General features: G+C 39.8%; 24 protein-coding genes and 2 pseudogenes. 22 read left to right on the top strand and 4 right to left on the bottom strand.

Features of this window, described 5'->3' with window-relative positions; translation table 11 throughout:
• From EDX97_RS06060 to pyrE, 5 genes are all read left to right on the top strand, one after another.
• The gene (locus EDX97_RS06060; protein WP_320853364.1) at positions 1-726 is read left to right on the top strand and encodes a dihydroorotate dehydrogenase electron transfer subunit; all 726 of its coding nucleotides are present in this window, start codon (positions 1-3) and stop codon (positions 724-726) included.
• A 1-nt stretch (position 727) separates the two neighbouring features.
• Entirely contained in the window at positions 728-1,639 is a 912-nt protein-coding gene (locus tag EDX97_RS06055) for a dihydroorotate dehydrogenase (RefSeq protein ID WP_128520275.1), read from the top strand.
• On the top strand, positions 1,632-2,330 hold the full coding sequence (pyrF, locus tag EDX97_RS06050) for an orotidine-5'-phosphate decarboxylase (protein WP_128520274.1): 699 nt from the start codon (positions 1,632-1,634) through the stop codon (positions 2,328-2,330). Before EDX97_RS06055 ends, pyrF begins: the two co-directional genes overlap by 8 nt.
• Before the next feature lie 66 nt (positions 2,331-2,396).
• Complete coding sequence (locus EDX97_RS06045; protein WP_128520273.1) at positions 2,397-3,788, top strand: C69 family dipeptidase; 1,392 nt, start codon at positions 2,397-2,399, stop codon at positions 3,786-3,788.
• A 26-nt stretch (positions 3,789-3,814) separates the two neighbouring features.
• A complete protein-coding gene (gene pyrE / locus EDX97_RS06040; protein ID WP_128520272.1) occupies positions 3,815-4,477 on the top strand; it encodes an orotate phosphoribosyltransferase in 663 nt (220 codons plus the stop codon).
• Positions 4,478-4,490: 13 nt separating this feature from the next.
• Here the strand turns inward: pyrE and EDX97_RS06035 are convergent, their stop codons facing one another.
• On the bottom strand, positions 4,491-5,378 hold the full coding sequence (locus EDX97_RS06035; RefSeq protein WP_128520271.1) for a LysR family transcriptional regulator: 888 nt from the start codon (positions 5,376-5,378) through the stop codon (positions 4,491-4,493).
• 101 nt (positions 5,379-5,479) lie between these two features.
• Between EDX97_RS06035 and EDX97_RS06030 the strand changes: the two genes are divergently transcribed.
• The 17 genes from EDX97_RS06030 (at position 5,480) to EDX97_RS11865 (ending at position 17,375) form a co-directional block, all read left to right on the top strand.
• A complete protein-coding gene (locus EDX97_RS06030; protein WP_128520270.1) occupies positions 5,480-5,992 on the top strand; it encodes a flavodoxin in 513 nt (170 codons plus the stop codon).
• 12 nt (positions 5,993-6,004) lie between these two features.
• Entirely contained in the window at positions 6,005-6,589 is a 585-nt protein-coding gene (locus EDX97_RS12100; RefSeq protein ID WP_128520269.1) for a DapH/DapD/GlmU-related protein, read from the top strand.
• 82 nt (positions 6,590-6,671) lie between these two features.
• Positions 6,672-7,328: a nitroreductase family protein gene (locus tag EDX97_RS06020; protein WP_128520268.1), complete on the top strand. Its 657-nt coding sequence runs from the start codon at positions 6,672-6,674 to the stop codon at positions 7,326-7,328.
• Between the two features lie 93 nt (positions 7,329-7,421).
• Complete coding sequence (locus EDX97_RS12050) at positions 7,422-7,577, top strand: hypothetical protein (RefSeq protein WP_245978011.1); 156 nt, start codon at positions 7,422-7,424, stop codon at positions 7,575-7,577.
• A gap of 113 nt (positions 7,578-7,690) precedes the next feature.
• Positions 7,691-7,987: an MBL fold metallo-hydrolase gene (locus EDX97_RS06010; RefSeq protein WP_128520267.1), complete on the top strand. Its 297-nt coding sequence runs from the start codon at positions 7,691-7,693 to the stop codon at positions 7,985-7,987.
• Positions 7,988-8,059: 72 nt separating this feature from the next.
• Positions 8,060-8,359 carry an MBL fold metallo-hydrolase gene (locus EDX97_RS06005; protein ID WP_128520266.1) on the top strand — a complete coding sequence of 100 codons (300 nt, stop codon included), beginning with the start codon at positions 8,060-8,062 and terminating at the stop codon, positions 8,357-8,359.
• Between the two features lie 51 nt (positions 8,360-8,410).
• A complete protein-coding gene (locus tag EDX97_RS06000; RefSeq protein WP_128520265.1) occupies positions 8,411-8,773 on the top strand; it encodes a nucleotide pyrophosphohydrolase in 363 nt (120 codons plus the stop codon).
• Entirely contained in the window at positions 8,770-10,632 is a 1,863-nt protein-coding gene (locus tag EDX97_RS05995; RefSeq protein ID WP_128520264.1) for a DUF2075 domain-containing protein, read from the top strand. The genes EDX97_RS06000 and EDX97_RS05995 overlap by 4 nt, the downstream gene beginning before the upstream one ends.
• A gap of 34 nt (positions 10,633-10,666) precedes the next feature.
• The gene (locus EDX97_RS05990) at positions 10,667-12,001 is read left to right on the top strand and encodes a replication-associated recombination protein A (protein WP_128520263.1); all 1,335 of its coding nucleotides are present in this window, start codon (positions 10,667-10,669) and stop codon (positions 11,999-12,001) included.
• A 1-nt stretch (position 12,002) separates the two neighbouring features.
• Entirely contained in the window at positions 12,003-12,455 is a 453-nt protein-coding gene (tsaE, locus tag EDX97_RS05985; protein WP_128520262.1) for a tRNA (adenosine(37)-N6)-threonylcarbamoyltransferase complex ATPase subunit type 1 TsaE, read from the top strand.
• Positions 12,448-13,044, top strand: coding sequence for a tRNA (adenosine(37)-N6)-threonylcarbamoyltransferase complex dimerization subunit type 1 TsaB (gene tsaB, locus EDX97_RS05980; protein ID WP_128520261.1), 597 nt, complete (start codon positions 12,448-12,450; stop codon positions 13,042-13,044). Before tsaE ends, tsaB begins: the two co-directional genes overlap by 8 nt.
• Positions 13,041-13,454, top strand: coding sequence for a ribosomal protein S18-alanine N-acetyltransferase (rimI, locus tag EDX97_RS05975; RefSeq protein WP_128520260.1), 414 nt, complete (start codon positions 13,041-13,043; stop codon positions 13,452-13,454). The genes tsaB and rimI overlap by 4 nt, the downstream gene beginning before the upstream one ends.
• A gap of 10 nt (positions 13,455-13,464) precedes the next feature.
• Positions 13,465-14,466, top strand: a complete 1,002-nt coding sequence (gene tsaD, locus EDX97_RS05970) for a tRNA (adenosine(37)-N6)-threonylcarbamoyltransferase complex transferase subunit TsaD (protein ID WP_128520259.1) — start codon at positions 13,465-13,467, stop codon at positions 14,464-14,466.
• Positions 14,466-14,915 carry a gamma carbonic anhydrase family protein gene (locus EDX97_RS05965; RefSeq protein ID WP_245978010.1) on the top strand — a complete coding sequence of 150 codons (450 nt, stop codon included), beginning with the start codon at positions 14,466-14,468 and terminating at the stop codon, positions 14,913-14,915. Before tsaD ends, EDX97_RS05965 begins: the two co-directional genes overlap by 1 nt.
• The gene (locus tag EDX97_RS05960) at positions 14,908-15,570 is read left to right on the top strand and encodes an HAD family hydrolase (RefSeq protein WP_128520257.1); all 663 of its coding nucleotides are present in this window, start codon (positions 14,908-14,910) and stop codon (positions 15,568-15,570) included. The genes EDX97_RS05965 and EDX97_RS05960 overlap by 8 nt, the downstream gene beginning before the upstream one ends.
• Before the next feature lie 24 nt (positions 15,571-15,594).
• On the top strand, positions 15,595-17,136 hold the full coding sequence (guaA, locus tag EDX97_RS05955; RefSeq protein WP_128520256.1) for a glutamine-hydrolyzing GMP synthase: 1,542 nt from the start codon (positions 15,595-15,597) through the stop codon (positions 17,134-17,136).
• Between the two features lie 68 nt (positions 17,137-17,204).
• Complete coding sequence (locus EDX97_RS11865; RefSeq protein ID WP_221175897.1) at positions 17,205-17,375, top strand: hypothetical protein; 171 nt, start codon at positions 17,205-17,207, stop codon at positions 17,373-17,375.
• A gap of 441 nt (positions 17,376-17,816) precedes the next feature.
• On the opposite strand, the pseudogene EDX97_RS11725 reads toward EDX97_RS11865, so the two are convergent.
• The 3 genes and pseudogenes from EDX97_RS11725 to EDX97_RS12245 form a co-directional block, all read right to left on the bottom strand.
• A pseudogene (locus tag EDX97_RS11725) lies at positions 17,817-18,095 on the bottom strand (transposase); the annotation flags it as partial.
• Between the two features lie 3 nt (positions 18,096-18,098).
• A pseudogene (locus EDX97_RS05950) lies at positions 18,099-18,830 on the bottom strand (IS256 family transposase); the annotation flags it as partial.
• Position 18,831: 1 nt separating this feature from the next.
• Positions 18,832-19,265 (bottom strand): transposase (locus EDX97_RS12245; RefSeq protein ID WP_420884684.1); only part of this gene is annotated, 434 nt, incomplete at its 3' end.
• Between the last annotated feature and the right edge of the window lie 116 nt (positions 19,266-19,381).

Genomic DNA, 19,381 nt, shown 5'->3' with positions numbered 1-19,381 from the left:
ATGATTCAAGAAGCACGCATTCGCTCCAATCAACCACTCTGTGCGGATACTTTCCGTATGGAGTTGATTTGTGATAGTAGTGAAGTACAACCTGGACAATTTGTGCAAGTCCAAGTACCTGAATTCTTTTTACGTCGTCCCATTTCGATTTGTGAAAAAACGGATGATGGCATTGTTCTAATTTATAAAGTAGTGGGTCAAGGAACGAAGAAAATGTCCGAAATGCAGGATCAAACCATCAATATCTTTGGTCCATTAGGAACGGGGTTTCCTATCGAACAAAAAGACCATGTGGTTTTGATTGGGGGAGGTGTTGGTGTTCCTCCATTGTATGAAACGGCCAAACAATTTCTGAATCAAGGAACAAAAGTCGATGTGGTTTTAGGCTTTAATTCCAAAGAACAAGCTTTCTATATCTATGAATTTCAAACGTTAGGTTGTTCGGTATCCGTTGCGACCATGGATGGTTCACTCGGAACCAAAGGCACGGTCATCGATGCCATACAAGAAAAGAAAATTTCTGTGGATTTCTTAGAAGCTTGTGGTCCCTTACCCATGTTGAAGGCACTACAAAATACGTATGATCAAGGCTATCTATCCCTAGAAGCACGGATGGCCTGTGGTATGGGTGCTTGTATGGGATGTGTCGTAAAAGATCAAGAAGGCCATGCCTTACGGGTTTGTAAGGATGGTCCGGTGTTCCCGTTAGGAAAGGTGGTTTTATAAGATGGATATTTCGATAGAATTACCTGGCTTACATTTAAAGAATCCCATCATTCCTGCTTCCGGTTGTTTTGGATTTGGGAAAGAATTTGCTGAACTCTATGATTTGAGCATCTTAGGTGGTATCGCCATTAAATCAGCTACCCCCAAAGAACGATTTGGGAATCCCACCCCTCGAATTGCCGAAACACCAATGGGCATATTGAATGCGATTGGTCTCCAAAATAAAGGCGTTCAATCCATTATCGATAATGAATTACCGTTTTTAGCTCCATACGATACCGAGATCATCGCCAATGTGGCAGGTGCTACCGAAGAAGATTATGTTGAAGTGGTACAAGCTTTGAATGATCAAGACGTTGTGAAAGCGTATGAATTAAATATTTCTTGTCCCAATGTCAAACATGGTGGTATGGGTTTGGGTACCCAGCCGGAATTGGCTGCGCATGTAACGCAGATGGTCAAGGCCGTAGCCCAAAAACCTGTCTATGTGAAATTATCACCAAATGTGACGGATATTGTTGCGATTGCCAAAGCCGTCGAAGCAGCTGGTGCCGATGGATTGGTTTTGATCAATACGTTAATGGGTATGCGCATTGATTTGAAAACAGGTAAACCACTGTTAGCGAATAAGACGGGTGGGCTTTCTGGACCTGCCATCAAGCCTGTAGCGATTCGTATGGTCTATCAAGTCGCTTCTGCCGTACAGATTCCCATCATTGGTGTGGGTGGTATTACGTGTGCGGAAGATGTTTTAGAATTTTTGAATGCGGGAGCTAGTGCGGTCGAAGTTGGTGCACAAAATTTTGTGGATCCGTATTGTTGCCCAAAAATCATAAAAGATCTACCAAGAGTATTAGAAGAATATGGCTATGAATCCATTACACAAGCCATTGGAAGGAGTTTAGATGAGTAAAACAATTGTTGCGTTGGATTTTTCCAGTAAACAAGAAGTTGTTGATTTTTTATCACAATTTGATGAACCCGTATATGTCAAAGTCGGTATGGAATTGACCTATGCGTGTGGTCTTGAAATTATTAAGACCATCAAAGAAATGGGACATCATATTTTCTTGGATCTAAAGTTACATGATATTCCCAATACCGTAAAAGGTGGTATGAAAAACTTAGCTGCCTTAGGCGTGGATATTGTTAATGTGCATGCAGCGGGTGGTATTCCGATGATGCAAGCGGCCATCGAAGGTTTGGAAGAAGGTGCCATCGATGGTAAGCGTCCATTGTGTATTGCGGTCACCATCTTAACATCTATTTCTCAAGAGATCATGAATGATCAATTAGGCATTGAAGGCGAAGTCATCGATACGGTCAAACGCTATGCCCAAAATGCGAAAGCAGCCGGTTTAGATGGTGTAGTTTGTTCGGTCCATGAGGCCAAAGCCATTCATGAAGTATGTGGCGATGATTTCTTGACCGTTACGCCAGGTATTCGTTTAGCAACCGATGCCAAAGGAGATCAAGCCCGTGTAGCAACACCAGATTTTGCTCGCGAACAAGGATGTGACTATATTGTGGTTGGTCGATCCATCACCAAGAGTGAGGATCCTGTCAAAACGTATCATTTGATCGAAGATACGATGCAAAAGTAATGGAAAGAAGAGTTGTATCATCCCCATCGATACAGCTCTTTTTAAGATACATAAGGAGGAATAAACATGTCTTGTACAACCGTATTAGTGGGTAAGAAAGCTTCCTATGATGGATCTTGTATGATTGCACGAAATGATGATTCACCATCGGGACAATTTACCCCAAAGAAATTTGTGGTTGTTCATCCCGAAGAACAACCGAAACAATATTGTTCGGTTTTATCGCATGTCGAAATAGAATTGCCGGATGAGCCAATGCGTTATACATCGATGCCCAATGCGATTGAAAGTGAAGGCGTATGGGCAGCCAGTGGGGTCAATGCAGCCAATGTGGCCATGACCGCTACCGAAACGATTACGTCCAATCCTCGTGTATTAGGTGCGGATCCATTGGTTGAAAATGGTATTGGCGAAGAGGATATGGTGACATTGGTCTTGCCATATATTCATTCGGCCAAAGAAGGAGTACTACGTTTGGGTTCCTTATTGGAAACGTATGGAACTTACGAAATGAATGGGATTGCCTTTTGTGATGTCAATGAGATCTGGTGGTTAGAAACGATTGGTGGTCATCATTGGATGGCACGAAAAGTACCCGATGATGTCTATGTGGTCATGCCCAATCAATTAGGTATTGATCGTTTTGATTTTGAAGATGAAGAAAATTATATATGTTCATTCGATCTAAAGAAATTTGTACAAACGAATCATTTGAATCTATCTTCGTATGGTGCTTTTGATCCTCGGGCGGCGTTTGGTTCCCATGAGGATAGTGATCACATCTACAATACGCCAAGAGCTTGGGATATTTTACGAACCTTGAATCCGCATACAAAGTTTGAACCCGAAGCCGATGATTTACCATGGTGTATGGTTCCAGAAAAGAAAATAACGGTAGAGGATGTCAAATATGTTTTAAGTTTGCATTATCAAGGCACACCATATGATCCGTATGGAAAAGAAGCCCAAGCAGGTAAGTATCGTTCGATTGGTATCAATCGCAATGATTTTTTAACGATTACCCAGATGAAACCAAACTGTGAAACGATTGAATGGGTTGCTTTTGCTTCCAATGTCTTCAATGCATTGGTGCCATTCTATGCGAATATTGAAACGACACCAGAATACATGGCCAATACCACAAAAGATGTTTCGAGTGATAATTTTTACTGGTCCAGTCGTTTATTAGCCGCTATGGCCGATGCTTCCTATCGCCAATCAATTTTTGAAATTGAACGCTATCAAAACAAAGTTGCTGCTAAAGCGCATCAAATAATTCATACCTATAATGGTCTATTGGAACATGAAACCGATGAGGGCAAAAAGTTACAATTGCGTCATCAAGCCAATGAAGACATGGCACAATGGCTACAAGATCAAACAACCGAAGTATTGAATCAAGTCCTTTATATCCTAAGTAATCAAATGAAGAATGCATTCAGTCGTTCGGATGCATGATATAATAGCGAAAAAGGAGTACAAATATGAACGAATATAAACAAGAATTTATTGAATTTATGTTGGCATCCGATGTCTTAAAATTTGGGGATTTCACCTTAAAATCCGGTCGAAAAAGTCCTTTCTTTATGAATGCAGGGGCTTATGTCACAGGAGAACAATTAAAGAAATTAGGCGAATTTTATGCCAAAGCTATCGTGGATACATATGGTCTCGATTTTGATGTATTATTTGGACCCGCATACAAAGGGATTCCATTGGCCGTTGTGACAGCGATTGCGTTACATACCTTATATGGCAAAGAAGTTCGCTATTGTTCGGATCGTAAAGAAGCAAAAGATCATGGTGCGGATAAAGGCAAATTCTTGGGTACAAAATTGAAAGATGGCGACCGTGTTGTAATGATTGAAGATGTCACAACTTCGGGTAAATCGATGGAAGAAACGGTGCCAAAAGTAAGAGGGGCTGCTAATGTCGATATTGTTGGTTTGATGGTTTCTTTGAATCGATATGAGAAGGGAAAAGGCAACAAGACCGCATTAAAAGAAATTAGTGAGTTGTATGGTTTCCCAACAGCAGCCATTGTCTCGATGCCAGAAGTTATTGAATATTTAGGTGATCGTTTGGATGATGATCTAAAAGCACGCATTGATGCATACTATCAAGAATATGGTGCAACAGAAGACTAGTTCTTCTGTTTTTTTATACCGCAAAATCCGGATGGTCTTCATACATTTTCTGGATCATTTGGACAAAATTATGAATAATGTCTCGATGATCTGAAGCATGGGTACATAATACACAAGGTATGGTTTCTTCACAATCAAAGGGAATCCACGCAAATTCATTGGTATGATCATTTAAAAAACCAGGAGAAAGCACAAGGGCTCGATTGGCTGCGACATTGGTCAAAGAAGTATCATAATCATCACTATTGAAATAATCAATCGGTTGGGTTTCGATCATGCGTTGTTGGACTTGACGCAAAGGAATAGGGGAAGGACCGCCTACCATCAAGGTTCGACCCGCTAGATTTTCGGGTTCAATACGTGATTTTTGCGCTAACGGATCATCATGACGAGCTACTAAATAGATTTTAGAGTCATACAGTGGATGAACTTGAATATTAGGAATATGACGAATCTCATCTTGGATCGCAAAGAGTACATCTTGTTCGCCTTGTAAAAAAGAATCCAATATATGATTTGAATCAAAAAAAGGCGTAACCAAAATACCCGAATCTCCCTTTGAAATTTCTTGGATCACTTGGGGCAAGAAATAGAGTGCCGAACGAACGGGTAAGGCAATTTGAATATTTTCACGATACTTGGTTGAAAAGTTTTGCCCTTGTTCAATGGCTTTTCTTAATTCAGCCCGAATACTACGAAGACTCGCCACAAATTGTTGGCCGGCCGGCGTGATATTCGTTCCCTTGCCACTCCGATCAAAAATAATAAAGCCAATTTCTTCTTCGGCTGCATGAATCTGATAGGTCAAGGTTGGTTGGGAAATATAAAGATTTTCAGCGGCACGATTAAAGTTTAAGGTTTGTGCGAGTTCTAATATATAGTCAATTTGTTTGGTGTTCATTTTATCTCCTTATAATTTAATAATTCTATTATATATCGATTATTTCAATTTGAAAAATTAATATATCGATTTTAAGATGAATACAGAAACGAGGTATACAGATGTCAAAAAACTTAATTCTATATTACTCACGAACAGGTGAAAATTATGTCAATGGAAGTATTCAAAAAATTTCCAAAGGCAACACGGCCTATGTGGCTACATATATTCAAGAAGCAATTGGTGGGGATTTGTTTCCCATTGAAACGGTTGATGCGTATCCAAATGATTATATGGCCTGCATTGATCAAGCGAAAAAAGAAATGAATGCCCATGCACGACCTGCTTTGGTTCACTATATCGATGATATTTCCGATTACGACAACATCTTTATTTGTGGACCCTGCTGGTGGGGGTTGTTCCCCATGCCAATCTATTCTCAATTGGAACGATTGGATTTTACGAATAAAAATGTATATGTTGTCGTAACGCATGAAGGTAGTGGCATGGGAAATTGTGAACGCGATTTGAAAAAAGGATTGAAAGGTGCCACGTTTGGTCCTGGCTTAGCTATTCATGGTGCCGATGCCCCAAAGAGTGCCAATCAAGTAAAAACATGGGCAAAAAGTTTATAGGGGGAAAAGATTATGGAATATAAAAAAGGATATGTTTATGAATTGATGGACCGAGGCGGTCCTACTGATGTGCGCGAATCGTATTTTAAAGAAGCCGTGGAAGAAATGATGCGAGCTCGTACCCTTTGTCAAAAAGCCAATGCGACTTTACCTGATGATCCATCGTATGTGCAGTATTTGGAAGAATTATTTGGTCGTAAATTGGATGATGTACGAATCTTAACTCCCTTTATTTGTGATTTTGGCAATCGGGTTACATTTGGAAAAGATGTATTTATCAATCATTCCGCGATTCTATCAGCTTCGGGTGGTATCGAATTTGAAGATGGTTGTATGGCAGCTCCCGGTTTACGCATTGCCACAATCAACCATGATATGAATGAAAGACATACGATTTATACCTATGGCAAAGTCACTGTGAAACAAAATGCTTGGATTGGCATGAATGTAACCATTTGTCCCGGTGTGACCATTGGTAAATATGCCGTCGTTGGAGCAGGCGCTGTGGTCACAAAAGGTGTCCCTGACTATGCCGTGGTTGCCGGTGTACCTGCTAAAGTAATCAAGATGTTAGATCCAAATGATCAAAAAGAATGATCCATCTCGATTTTCTTTACAGATGATCTATTTCTATTTTGATTTGGTATAATGTTCAAGCAAATGAACGGAGGAAACAAGTATGGAATGGATCGAAGTCATGAAACAACGACATAGTGTCCGTCAATATACGGATCAAAAGATTCCCATGGAAATACAAGAAAAATTGAAAGCAGAAGTGGAACGCTTAAATACCGAAAGCGGCCTCCATATGCAACTATTCTTTGATGAACCCGTTTGTTTTGATTCTCGCATGGCACATTATGGAAAATTTACCGATGTGAAAAATTATCTTTCCATTGTCGGTAAGAAAGAACCAAAACTAGAAGAAAAAACTGGATACTATGGTGAAAAAGTGGTGTTGTTGGCGCAAAGTTTAGGTATCAACAGTTGTTGGGTCGGCATGACCCATGGTAAAAGTGATGCGATCATAAACAAAGACGAGAAACAAGTCATCGTTGTATCCCTGGGATATGGAGAAAACCAAGGCGTTGCCCATAAAAGTAAACCCATGGATAAACTATGTTCTGTTACCGGAGATGTACCCACTTGGTTTCATACGGGCATGGAAGCAGCCATGCTTTCGCCAACCGCTGTTAACCAACAAAAGTTTTTGATTTCTTATGATGGAAAGAAACTGAGTGCTAAAGTGAATGGTCGAGGTTTCTTTTCCAAAGTGGATCTAGGCATTGTGAAGTGCGATTTTGAATTGGCAAGTGGGCATACTTTTGATGAATAAGAAGATTGAAAAACTTGCCCGTGCATTTGGTGCGAGTCAAAAATTGTTGATTGCGTTGGGTGATGAAAGTCGCCAGCACATCATCTCCAAATCATGAAAGATGCGGGATTATTAAAGACACGAAAAGAAGGGACCAAGATCTTCTATTATTTTGATCCCGATATGAAATCCATGAATGCGTTGATTGATGTGTTGCATTTAGCCATAGAAATCACCAAAGAATTACCCAATCGGAGTGGGGATGAATGAAAATTTATACCTTACAAACCGGTAGTACCTTGGTTTCCAGTGCGGTTCCGGATCGAAGCTCGCATCGATGGACCTATGCCTATACGGGCTTGTTTCAATGAAGAAAGAAGCGAATTTGTGTACCTGTTAAAGCCTTTTTGGTGGAAAACCAAGGCCATCGGGTATTGATTGATACAGGTTGGTCGGAAGCATGTGTCGATCATCCCCTTTCTCATCTTGGATTTGGTTTATGGTTTGCGAGTGAACCGGTTTTGAAAAGAGAAGAAGCAATACCGTATCAACTACAGAAATTGTCACTGAAACCATCAGACATCGATGCGATTGTATTGACGCATCTGGATTGTGATCATGTGTCGGGTTTACGACCTTTAAAAGAAGCCAAACACATCTATTGTTCCAAAGAAGAATAGCAACATGCCCAAACCAGAGATGTACACTATCGCAAAGCTTTTTGGGAAGGTGTTCACATAGAAACAGTATCTATGAAAAAGGATACATCGGCCCCATTTGGAAAGAGTTGTGATTTATTTGGCGATGGTAGTTTTATCTTGATTTTAACACCGGGACATAGTGAAGGATCAATGGCAATCTTGGTATACGAGCACAAGCAATATGCCGCCTTTATTGGCGATGATTCCTATAATCATCATTCGTGGGAAGAACAAAAATTGCCTGGACCAATATATGATATACAGTCCATGAAAAAAACCTTACGTTGGGTCAAGCAATTGAGTGAAGATCCCCATTGTATAGATATTTATGCTGACCATGAAAATGTGTAACTCGATTCGAGTTGCACTTTTTTTGTATAATAGGTAACAGAGGTGATTTATATGGAAGATACCATCCAAACCATAACACAAAAAATCATTGCGTTTCGTGATCAACGCAATTGGCAACAATTTCATAATCCCAAAGATCTGGCCATTTCCATTTCTTTGGAAGCAGCCGAACTATTGGAAGTATTTCAATGGACCGGTGCAGATACGCAAGCCGATACAAAAGAGAAAATGGATAAGATCAAAGAAGAGTTAGCAGATGTATTGATTTATTCACTGATGATGGCACATGATCTTGATTTAGACGTGTTGCAGATCATTCAAGATAAATTAGCAGTGAATGAGAAAAAATATCCGGTGGAACAAGCCTATGGGAAGTCATTGAAATATACGGCCTACCAAGGAGATCAGAAATGATTGTCTATGATGGTTCGCGACGGGATTTTCTTGAAAGTGTTGAAAATGATACCATTGCGATCGATATTGAACAAAATATATTAAAAAAGATGGGACGCCATACATCAAAAAATGAATTTCGAGCATGGGACAATTCTATGCAGTATATGTATAAAGTGATGAATGATCCCGATATACCAGATAACGTAGGCATTGCGATTGAATACAATATTCCCCAAACGGCCAAACGTGTCGATTTTATGATTTCGGGCTATGACGAAGAAAATCATCCAGGCCTGATCATCATTGAATTAAAACAATGGGAAGAACTTCAAAAAGTTGGCAATTCGCATACTTTGGTGGAAACCTATACTGGCCATGCCCAACGTAAAGTGGTCCATCCTTCCTATCAAGCTTGGTCGTATGCGCAATTGATCCAAGATTATAATACGGCGGTTCAAGATGCACATGTGCAATTGATTCCTTGTGCCTATTTACACAATTATATTCGTTCGGATCAAGATCTATTGGATGATGAGCAATATGAAGCATACACTTCCGAAGCACCCGCTTTCACCAAAGGTCAAGTGAGTCAATTACGCGCATTGATCAAACGATTTGTGCGAAAAGGAGATAATGAAGACATATTATACAAGATCGATCATGGCACGATTCGGCCTTCAAAAAGCTTGCAGGATGCGATTGCTTCGATGATTGCGGGAAATCCTGAATTTATCATGATCGATGAACAACGTGTTGTGTATGAAGAAATTCTTCGCTTATCTTGTCAGTGTCAAAAAGATCATCAAAAACGAACGATCATTTGTACCGGCGGACCTGGAACAGGTAAAAGCGTGATTGCGGTTCAGTGTTTGGCGACTTTGACCCAAAAAGGCCAGTTTGTCCAATATGTTTCCAAAAATAGGGCACCACGGCAGGTGTATGCATCAAAATTAAAAGGGCAAATCACAAAAAGCAGTGTAGATAATATGTTTAAAAATTCTGGTTCCTATGTGGATGTAGGACGTAATCAAATCCATACATTATTGGTGGATGAAGCGCATCGATTGAATGAAAAATCGGGTTTGTTTCATAATAAAGGCGAAAATCAAATCAAAGAAATCATCCATGCGGCTGGTTGTTCCGTCTTCTTTATTGATGAAAGTCAACGAGTCACTATGTCAGATATAGGGTCGGTAGAAGAAATTTGCAAATGGGCCAAAGCGGAAGGTTCTCAAGTAACAGAACTCGAATTGCTTTCGCAATTTCGGTGTAATGGATCCAATGGCTATTTGGCTTGGGTGGATGATGTCTTAGAAATTCGACAAACAGCCAATTTTAATCTGGAAGGCTTGGACTATGATATTCGTGTTTTTGATGATCCCCAAGATGTACAAGATTTGATCTTAGAAAAAAATAAGGTCGCCAATCGAGCCCGAATGTTGGCGGGTTATTGTTGGGAATGGCCTAAAGCCAAGCGACAGGATAGTTCCTATCATGATATTCAGATTGGTGATTTTGGCATCAGTTGGAATTTGGATGATGGCCAAGCCTTTGCGATTAGTGAAACATCCGTCCATGAGGCTGGTTGTATTCATACGACCCAAGGCTTGGAATTTGATTATGTGGGTGTGATCATTGGCGATGATATGCGTTATGAAAATGGTCATATCGTGACTGATTTCACTAAACGGGCCAAAAGTGATCAATCCATTCGTGGTTTAAAGAAATTATATAAACAAGATCCGCAACAAGCCTTAGCACGAGCGGATGAAATTATCAAGAATACCTATCGAACCTTGATGACGCGAGCCATGAAGGGTTGTTACATCTATTGTACGAATGCTTGTCTTCGTGACTATTTACGACAGCGCCTATAAGGAACCATGCTATAATGGAGGACGGAGGAACGATATGGAACAAGCTTCTTTATTTGATACGACGGATTCACGTCCTTTAGCGGATCGCATGCGACCCGAAACCTTGGAAGAATATGTGGGTCAAAAACAATTGGTAGCTCCTGGACGGATATTATGGCAAATGATTGAACATGATAGTGTACCATCCATGATTTTTTGGGGCCCGCCCGGTGTTGGCAAGACGACATTAGCGCGAATGATCGCGCATAAGACCAAAGCCCATTTTGTGACATTTTCCGCGGTTTCGTCGGGAATCAAAGATATCAAGGCAGTTATGAAAGAAGCGGCACAACACAAAGTATTGGGACAAAAAACCATTGTGTTTGTGGATGAAATTCATCGTTTCAATAAAGCCCAACAAGATGCATTTTTACCGTATGTAGAAAATGGCAGCATCACCTTGATTGGGGCAACGACGGAAAATCCGAGTTTTGAGCTAAATAACGCCCTTTTATCGCGTTGTCGTGTTTTTGTGTTGCAGTCCTTAAGTCAAGAAGATATTGTGGAACTTCTCCATCGGGCTATTTCCAGTCCCAAAGGATTTGGGGAACTACATATTGATATGAGTGATGCGCAAATCGAAGCCATTGCGAATTTTTCGGGTGGAGATGCTCGATTTGCTTTAAATACTCTAGAAATGGTGGTATATAATAGTCCAAGTGATGTGGAAGGCATCCATGTTTCCCAAGATATCATCAAACAATGTCTGCAACGACGATCACTATTATATGATCGTCAAGGTGAGGAGCATTATAATATCATTTCAGCTTTGCATAAAAGTATGCGAAATAGTGATGTACAAGCATCCATCTATTGGTTAGCACGCATGTTGGAAGCTGGCGAAGATCCCTTATATGTGGCTCGTCGCATTGTTCGATTTGCTTCGGAAGATATTGGTATGGCCGATTCACGGGCTTTGGAAATTTGTATTGCCGCCTATCAAGCGTGTCATTATTTAGGCATGCCCGAATGCAATGTGCATTTAACGCATGCGGTCGTGTATTGTGCCTTGGCACCAAAATCCAATGCCTTAGAAACGGCATATATTCATGCGTCGCAAGATGCTAAAGCAACATTGGATCAACCGGTACCGTTGCAAATTCGCAATGCACCGACACGATTGATGAAAGATCTTGGCTATGGCAAAGATTATGAATATTCCCATGACTACAAATATCACATGACGGATATGGTTTGTTTGCCAGAGGCATTAAAAGATCGTGTATATTATGTACCGAAAGATCAAGGATCGGAATTAAAAGTAAAGAAGCGTATGCAAGATATCAAGAATATCAAGCATATGATTCATGAACAGAAAAGGAAGAAATAGTATGAAAATCCAAATTCATTCATTAGCAGAAACGCAACGATTTGCACAAAAAATGGCAGATCTTTGTCGAGATAAACATGTCATCCTTTGTTTGGATGGAGATTTAGGTGCAGGAAAAACGACTTGGACACAATCGTTTGGCAAGGCTTTAGGTATTCAACAAGTCATAAATTCACCAACGTTTACGATCATGAAATCGTATACCCAAGGCAATGGACAACCTTTTTATCATATTGATGCCTATCGATTAGAAGGCATTGATCAAGATCTAGGGTTTGAAGATTGTTTTGATGAAGGCATTTGTGTGATCGAATGGGGAAATTTTATCGCCAATCAAATTCCTGACGATCATATCTCGATCTCGATTGAAGAAGGCATTGATGAAGAACGAACAATTGAAATGACCTATACAGGAAGTGTAAGTCAAACGATAGTGGAGGCATACAATGATTAGTTTATGTATGGATAGTGCCTATAAAAATTTAGTCTTAGGCCTATATGAAGATGATCGTTTATTGGCAGGAATTGCCAAGGAAGCGTTTAAGCAACAAAGTGAAACCATTTTTGTGGAATTGAATCAATTATTGGCACAAACCCATTTGGATTATGCCGATATTGATCGGGTGATCATTACCGATGGGCCAGGTTCGTATACGGGCATTCGGATTGCGATGACCATTGCGAAAGTGTTGTGTACCCAAATGCATAAAGAACTATATTGTATTTCAACGATGCAGTTGTATGCCGGTATGGAACCAAGTGCTAACGTAATCTTGGATGCACGTAGTCATCGTGCCTATATTGCACATGTGGAAAATGGCATCATTCATCCGGAAACACAAGTTTTGTCATTGGATGAAGTGAAGACATTTATTGATCAACATCCAGGTACCTTAATGGGTGATGCGTACTTATTGGATCAAGAAGGCAAACCAAGTGATTTCTTAGCGAATTTTATGCAGGTACCGGCTCGAAAAATCGAGAATATTCATGCGTTGGTTCCGCAATATTTAAAGTCTTCCAATGCATATAAAAATAAATGATGTTGGTGGATGATAAGAAAGCCAATGTTTTGGCAAATTTTGAATCGCAATGTTTTCTAGATGCATGGACCAAGGAACAAATTGAATCCGAATTTCAAAACAATCCTTTTTTTCATGCGTGGATGACAAAGGAAGGATATGCCTTTGTGTGGGAAGCTTACGAACAAGCAGAATTGGTACGAATTGGCATTTTGCCAACGTATCGTAAACAAGGCTATGCCCATCGTTTATTGATCGAATGTATGGTCCATGCCAAACAAGCTGGTTGTGAAACAATGACATTGGAGGTGCGGGTATCCAATATACCAGCGATTCGTTTATATGAAATGTGTGGTTTTATCAAGAGTCATTGTTCGAAGCATCATTACCAAGATGGGGAAGATGCTTGGATCATGATCTGTGAATTATAGGAGGATGACGATGATCGTTTTAGGAATTGAATCGAGTTGTGATGAAACAGCGGTAGCGATCGTAAAAGATCGCAAAGACATTTTATCGAGTGTTGTAGCCTCACAAATCGATGTACATAAAGAATTTGGTGGAGTCGTACCCGAAGTAGCGAGTCGAATTCATGTCGAAAATATTTCGTATTTGATTGAAGATGCTTTAAAGAAAGCCAATTTGACGATGGATGATGTCGATGTGGTAGCGGTAACCAAAGGACCTGGTTTGATTGGTTGTTTACATGTCGGTGTACAAGCAGCCAAAACATTGGCGTTTGCGTTTCATAAACCGTTGGTGCCAGTGCATCATATTGCGGCCCATATCTATGCCAATGAATTGGTTACAGATGTACACTATCCGGTATTGGCATTGGTTGTATCGGGTGGCCATAGTCAATTGATCTATATGAAAGAAGAGGGTTCCTTTGAAATCTTAGGAACGACCCAAGATGATGCGATTGGGGAAGCGTTTGATAAAGTCGCACGTGTCATGAATTTGGGTTATCCAGGTGGACCAAAGATTGATAAGTTAGCAAAACAAGGAAAGAACGTCTATGCTTTGCCAAAACCAAAAACACAAGGTAAATATGATTTTAGTTTTTCGGGATTAAAGAGTGGCGTTCTGCAATTTACGAAGCGAATGGAACGCCAAGGAAAAACATATAGTGATGCGGATTTGGCTTGTTCCTTCCAAGAATGTGCGTTGAATGAGATCTTTGATAAGATTCGCTTGGTGTTGAATGATTTTCCAGACATCAAACATTTTGTTGTTGGTGGTGGCGTTTCGGCCAATAGTCGTTTGCGTGAAAAAGTGGAAGAATTAAAAGGTGAATATCCAAATGTGACATTTACGGTACCACCAATGTTTGCGTGCACAGATAATGCGACCATGATTGCGGTTGCCGGAACGATTGCGTATGAACATGGTCGTCGAGCCGATGCTTCGTTGACAGCCGATGCCAACTGGGAGATCCAATAGTGCAAAAAGGAATTGTGAAAGGCAATGTCATTTTAGGCAAGGATGTCAGTGTTTGGTACAATGCGGTCATTCGTGGCGATAGTGATGCAATCGAAATTGCGGATGGAACCAATGTTCAAGATGGTTGTGTGATCCATGTGGACAAGGGTTTTCCCGTTCATATTGGACAACGCGTAACGATTGGACATGGCGCCATTATTCATGGTTGTACGATTGAAGATGAAGTGTTGATTGGTATGGGAGCTATCGTTATGAATGGGGCTTCCATTGGGACGCATTCCATCATTGGTGCGGGTGCCTTAATTCCTGAAAATACCCAAATTCCAGCTAATAGTGTAGTGGTTGGTTGTCCAGGAAAAATCATTAAACAAACCACAAAGGAACAAGTAGAAATGATCATCAACAATGCGAAGCAATATATAGAGGAAGCGAAGAAAGAGAATGATTGAAGCGGTAATTTTTGATATGGATGGATTGATGTTTGATACCGAAGCGACTTTTTTTAAAGGATTCAAACAAGTCTGTCATGAACGAGGCGTTATGATCACGGATAAAGAAGTGAGTCAATTGATTGGGTGTGATTCGCGAACGGTGCAGAAGTTTGAAGATGCGTATCCAGGTATCATTGCGTGTATGGACCATTTCCAAAAAGTGCGTTTAGATATTTTTATGCGGATGTTTCCCAATCCGAAAGATGGTTGTAAACCGGGATTGAAAGCGTTGATTCGTTATTTGAATCAAAAGAAGATTCCGTATGCGATTGCTTCGAGTTCCATGCGAAAAGACATTGAGCGTTTGATTGCGTATGCGCATTGTGATATTCATCCACGAGAAATTGTTTCCAGTAAAGAAACAGGCATCCCTTCCAAACCGGATCCGATGATCTTTAAAGAAGCGGCAAAGCGATTGGGCAAGGCACCCGAACAATGTCTTGTCTTAGAAGATTCGAAATTTGGCATCATGGCGGGTCGTCGAGCTGGTTGTCAAACGATTTTTATTCCGGATCGGATCGAGCAGGATCGGCAAATGTATCCGTATATTCAATTGCGTATGCATACGCTCCATGACGTTATAGATTATTTAGAAAAGAATATGCTAGAATAATAAACATAAGAAGGAGAATAATTCATGCCAGATAAAATTATTGTTTTGGATTTTGGAAGTCAATATAATCAATTGATTGCTCGTCGTATTCGTGAATTTGGAGTGTATTCCGAGTTGCATTCGAATGAAATGAAATTGGAAGATATTCTTGCCTTAGGTGATGTTAAGGGAATCGTATTTAGTGGTGGTCCGAATAGTGTCTATGAAGCGGATGCACCAAAATGTGATCCAGCTATCTTTACCAGTGGCTTACCAATTTTAGGTATTTGTTACGGTATGCAGATGATTCACTATGAAATGGGTGGAAAAGTCGAATCCAGTGAAGAAAGACAATATGGTCGTACGGAAATAACGATTGATCATGAAAATGAATTATTTGCGGGAACGCCAAAGAAACAAACCGTTTGGATGTCACATGGGGATAAAGTATCCCAATTGGCACCGGGATTTGAAGTATTGGCAACGAGTGATACGTGTCCAAATGCAGCGACAGCCAATATTGAAAAGAAGATTTATACATTACAATTTCATCCGGAAGTACGAAATTCGGAATATGGAAATGATATTTTACGAAACTTTGTATTCAAGATTTGTCAGGCCAAAAACAATTGGTCGATGAAAGATTTTATTGCGACACAGACGAAGAAAATCCAAGAACAAGTCGGTTCGGATAAAGTCTTATTAGGTTTATCTGGTGGTGTGGATTCTAGCGTAGTGGCTGCTTTACTACATCAGGCCATTGGTGATCAATTGATTTGTATGTTTATTGATCATGGTCTATTGCGTAAGGGTGAAGCCGAAAGTGTTGTAGAGACATTTGGTAAGAACATGAATGTCAATTTGGTCAAGATCGATGCGAAAGATCGTTTTATGTCCAAGTTGAAAGGTGTTACGGATCCAGAAAAGAAACGTAAGATCATTGGTAATGAATTTGTATATACATTTGATGATGAGGTCAAGAAGTTAACAGCTGGTGAAGAAATCAAGTGGTTGGCACAAGGGACGTTGTATACCGATGTCATTGAATCGGGTACCAAGACGGCACAAACGATCAAATCGCATCACAATGTAGGTGGTTTGCCAAAAGATATGCAGTTTCAATTGATCGAGCCATTAAATACATTATTTAAAGATGAAGTACGTGCTTTAGGTGAAGAACTAGGTCTTCCAGAAGAGATGGTATGGCGTCAGCCGTTCCCAGGTCCTGGTTTGGGTATTCGTATCTTAGGCGATGTGACCGATGAAAAGATCAAGATTGTACAAGATAGTGATTATATCTTGCGTGAAGAAATTGCCAAGGCTGGTTTAAACAAGGAAATCTGGCAATATTTTACAGCTCTGACGAATATGCGTAGTGTGGGTGTCATGGGGGATCAAAGAACCTATGATTATGCCGTAGCGATTCGAGCTGTTACTTCAATCGATGGTATGACAGCCGATTGGGCAAAGATCCCATTTGAGGTATTAGATCGTATTTCCAATCGTATCGTCAATGAAGTAGATCATGTCAATCGCGTAGTGTATGACATCACTTCTAAGCCTCCTGGAACGATTGAGTTTGAATAATTCAATAAACATTAAAAGTCCTTTATATAAGGGCTTTTTTATATGCCAATTTTGGCCGTGAGTACAAAATGATAAATAAAAAAGATATTGAAAGTTATGAAAAAACTTATGCTGAAATAGAAATATTTATTAAGCAATTTCCACATCTAAAAAATATAGTGATAAATGGTTTGAAACAAAATAATAATAAATGCTTATTTAAAAGCTTAAATAATCGTTCTAAGGTAAGCGTCAGATAAATCAGTGTCTATGATGTTATAAACAAAACCCGTTGTGAACAAACAGTTATTTGTATCATAACGGGTTTATTTACATATTGTCTTTATATCACTGCACCATGGCAGATAATCATCCAGTAATGAAGGATCGGATATAAAGTCTAGTCCAGGTAATGAATTGAATAGAAGATTCAGATATTTATATGGATCCAGTTCATTGGCTTTCGCGGGTTTGTCAAGAAAAGTGTGTATTTAATATTTTATAGTCGATTTTGATAAGTTCTCGATCTTGTTTTTAAAATGATGTTTTATGCCGAGAAAACTTGTTTATAATGATCGACCCTAAGGTATGCTTAAAACGGCCAGCTGAAAATTGATTTTTTTGACTGGCCGTTTTTTCGGGTTCTTAGGGGCGGAGTCTCATTGTAAACAAGGAACTTGGAATATATATCATTTCAAGATTCAGTATTGAATGTACTTTTCGATACGATCCTTAAACTGATCGTTGACCAACAATTGATTCAATACCATCGACCAATTATTCAAATGTCCTTTGTCCCATTTTTTCTGTAGTTCCTTCACCCGTAAATAGAGCAGCTTGAATACAGCTTCATGATTTGGAAATGACCCTTTTTTCGTCACTTTTCGAAAGGAGGAATTTACCGATTCGATCGCATTTGTCGTATACATGACTTTTCGAACAGCAGATCCATAATCAAACAGCTGTTCTACATGAAGGAANNNCTTTTCGAAAGGAGGAATTTACCGATTCGATCGCATTTGTCGTATACATGACTTTTCGAACAGCAGATCCATAATCAAACAGCTGTTCTACATGAAGGAAATTCCTTTTCCATACTTCGATCGCTCCAGGATATTGTTTCCAGTTGTCGCAGAATGTGTCGAACGCAGTCTTAGCTGCTTTTAGTGAAGAGGCTCCATATACTTTTTTAAGATCGGCAGTGAATTTTTTGTAGTCCTTGGTTGGTACATATCGGATGGAGTTCCGAATCAGATGAACGATACATCTTTGTACGACAACTCCGGGGAAAATAGCTTTGGCACCCGATTCAAGACCGGATACGCCATCCATAGAAATGAAAAAGATATCTTCGACTCCTCGTGCCTTGATCTCATCAAATACCTGCATCCAGTAGTTCTTTGATTCCGTGGAATCCATCCACAAACCAAGAATTTCCTTTTGTCCCTGCAGGTCATACCCAAGAATCACATAAACGGCTTCTTCTTTGGCTTCATAATCGTTTCTGACAGAAACATACATACAGTCGACAAAAACAAATGGGTAACATTTTTTGAGCGGTCTGTTCTGCCATTCTTCCACTTCCGGAAGGATAGCATTGGTTATATCCGAGATCATATCATGGGATACTTTAAAACCATAAATATCCTCGATCGTTGATGAGATATCCCGTTGTGACATTCCACGTGCATACATGGATAATACCTTTCCTTCGANATCATATCATGGGATACTTTAAAACCATAAATATCCTCGATCGTTGATGAGATATCCCGTTGTGACATTCCACGTGCATACATGGATAATACCTTTCCTTCGATATCGGAAACATCCTTTGATCGTTTGGGAACAATGACTGGTTCGAAGGATCCATTCCTGTCTCTTGGCGCATTGATTTCTACTTCTCCCATTGTGGTTTTTAAAGTTTTGGGATTGGAACCATTTCTTCTGTTCTTTGTAGATTTTGGCTCTTTTGAATTGGATTTATAACCAAGATGATTGTCCATTTCCCCCTGAAGCATGCCTTCAAACAATGGACCAAAGATTTCTTTGAGAGCATCCTGCATATCGGCTAATGAATCACAGTCATATTCTTTAAGGATTTCATTGGCAATCTTGACAGCGGCGGGATTTCTTTTAATTTTACTCATTTCATTCATTTTCCTTTTTCTCCTTCAACCATATCATGAGATAGGCATAATAAAAACTGTGTTCATTAGTTAGCCGTACGCATCTAACTAACTTACACAGTTTAGATTACACTCTC

Origin of the sequence: Absicoccus porci (genome assembly GCF_003725415.1) — a bacterium.
In the GTDB taxonomy this organism is placed as follows: domain Bacteria; phylum Bacillota_I; class Bacilli_A; order Erysipelotrichales; family Erysipelotrichaceae; genus Absicoccus; species Absicoccus porci.
This window is presented reverse-complemented; position numbering and strand designations above follow the sequence as displayed.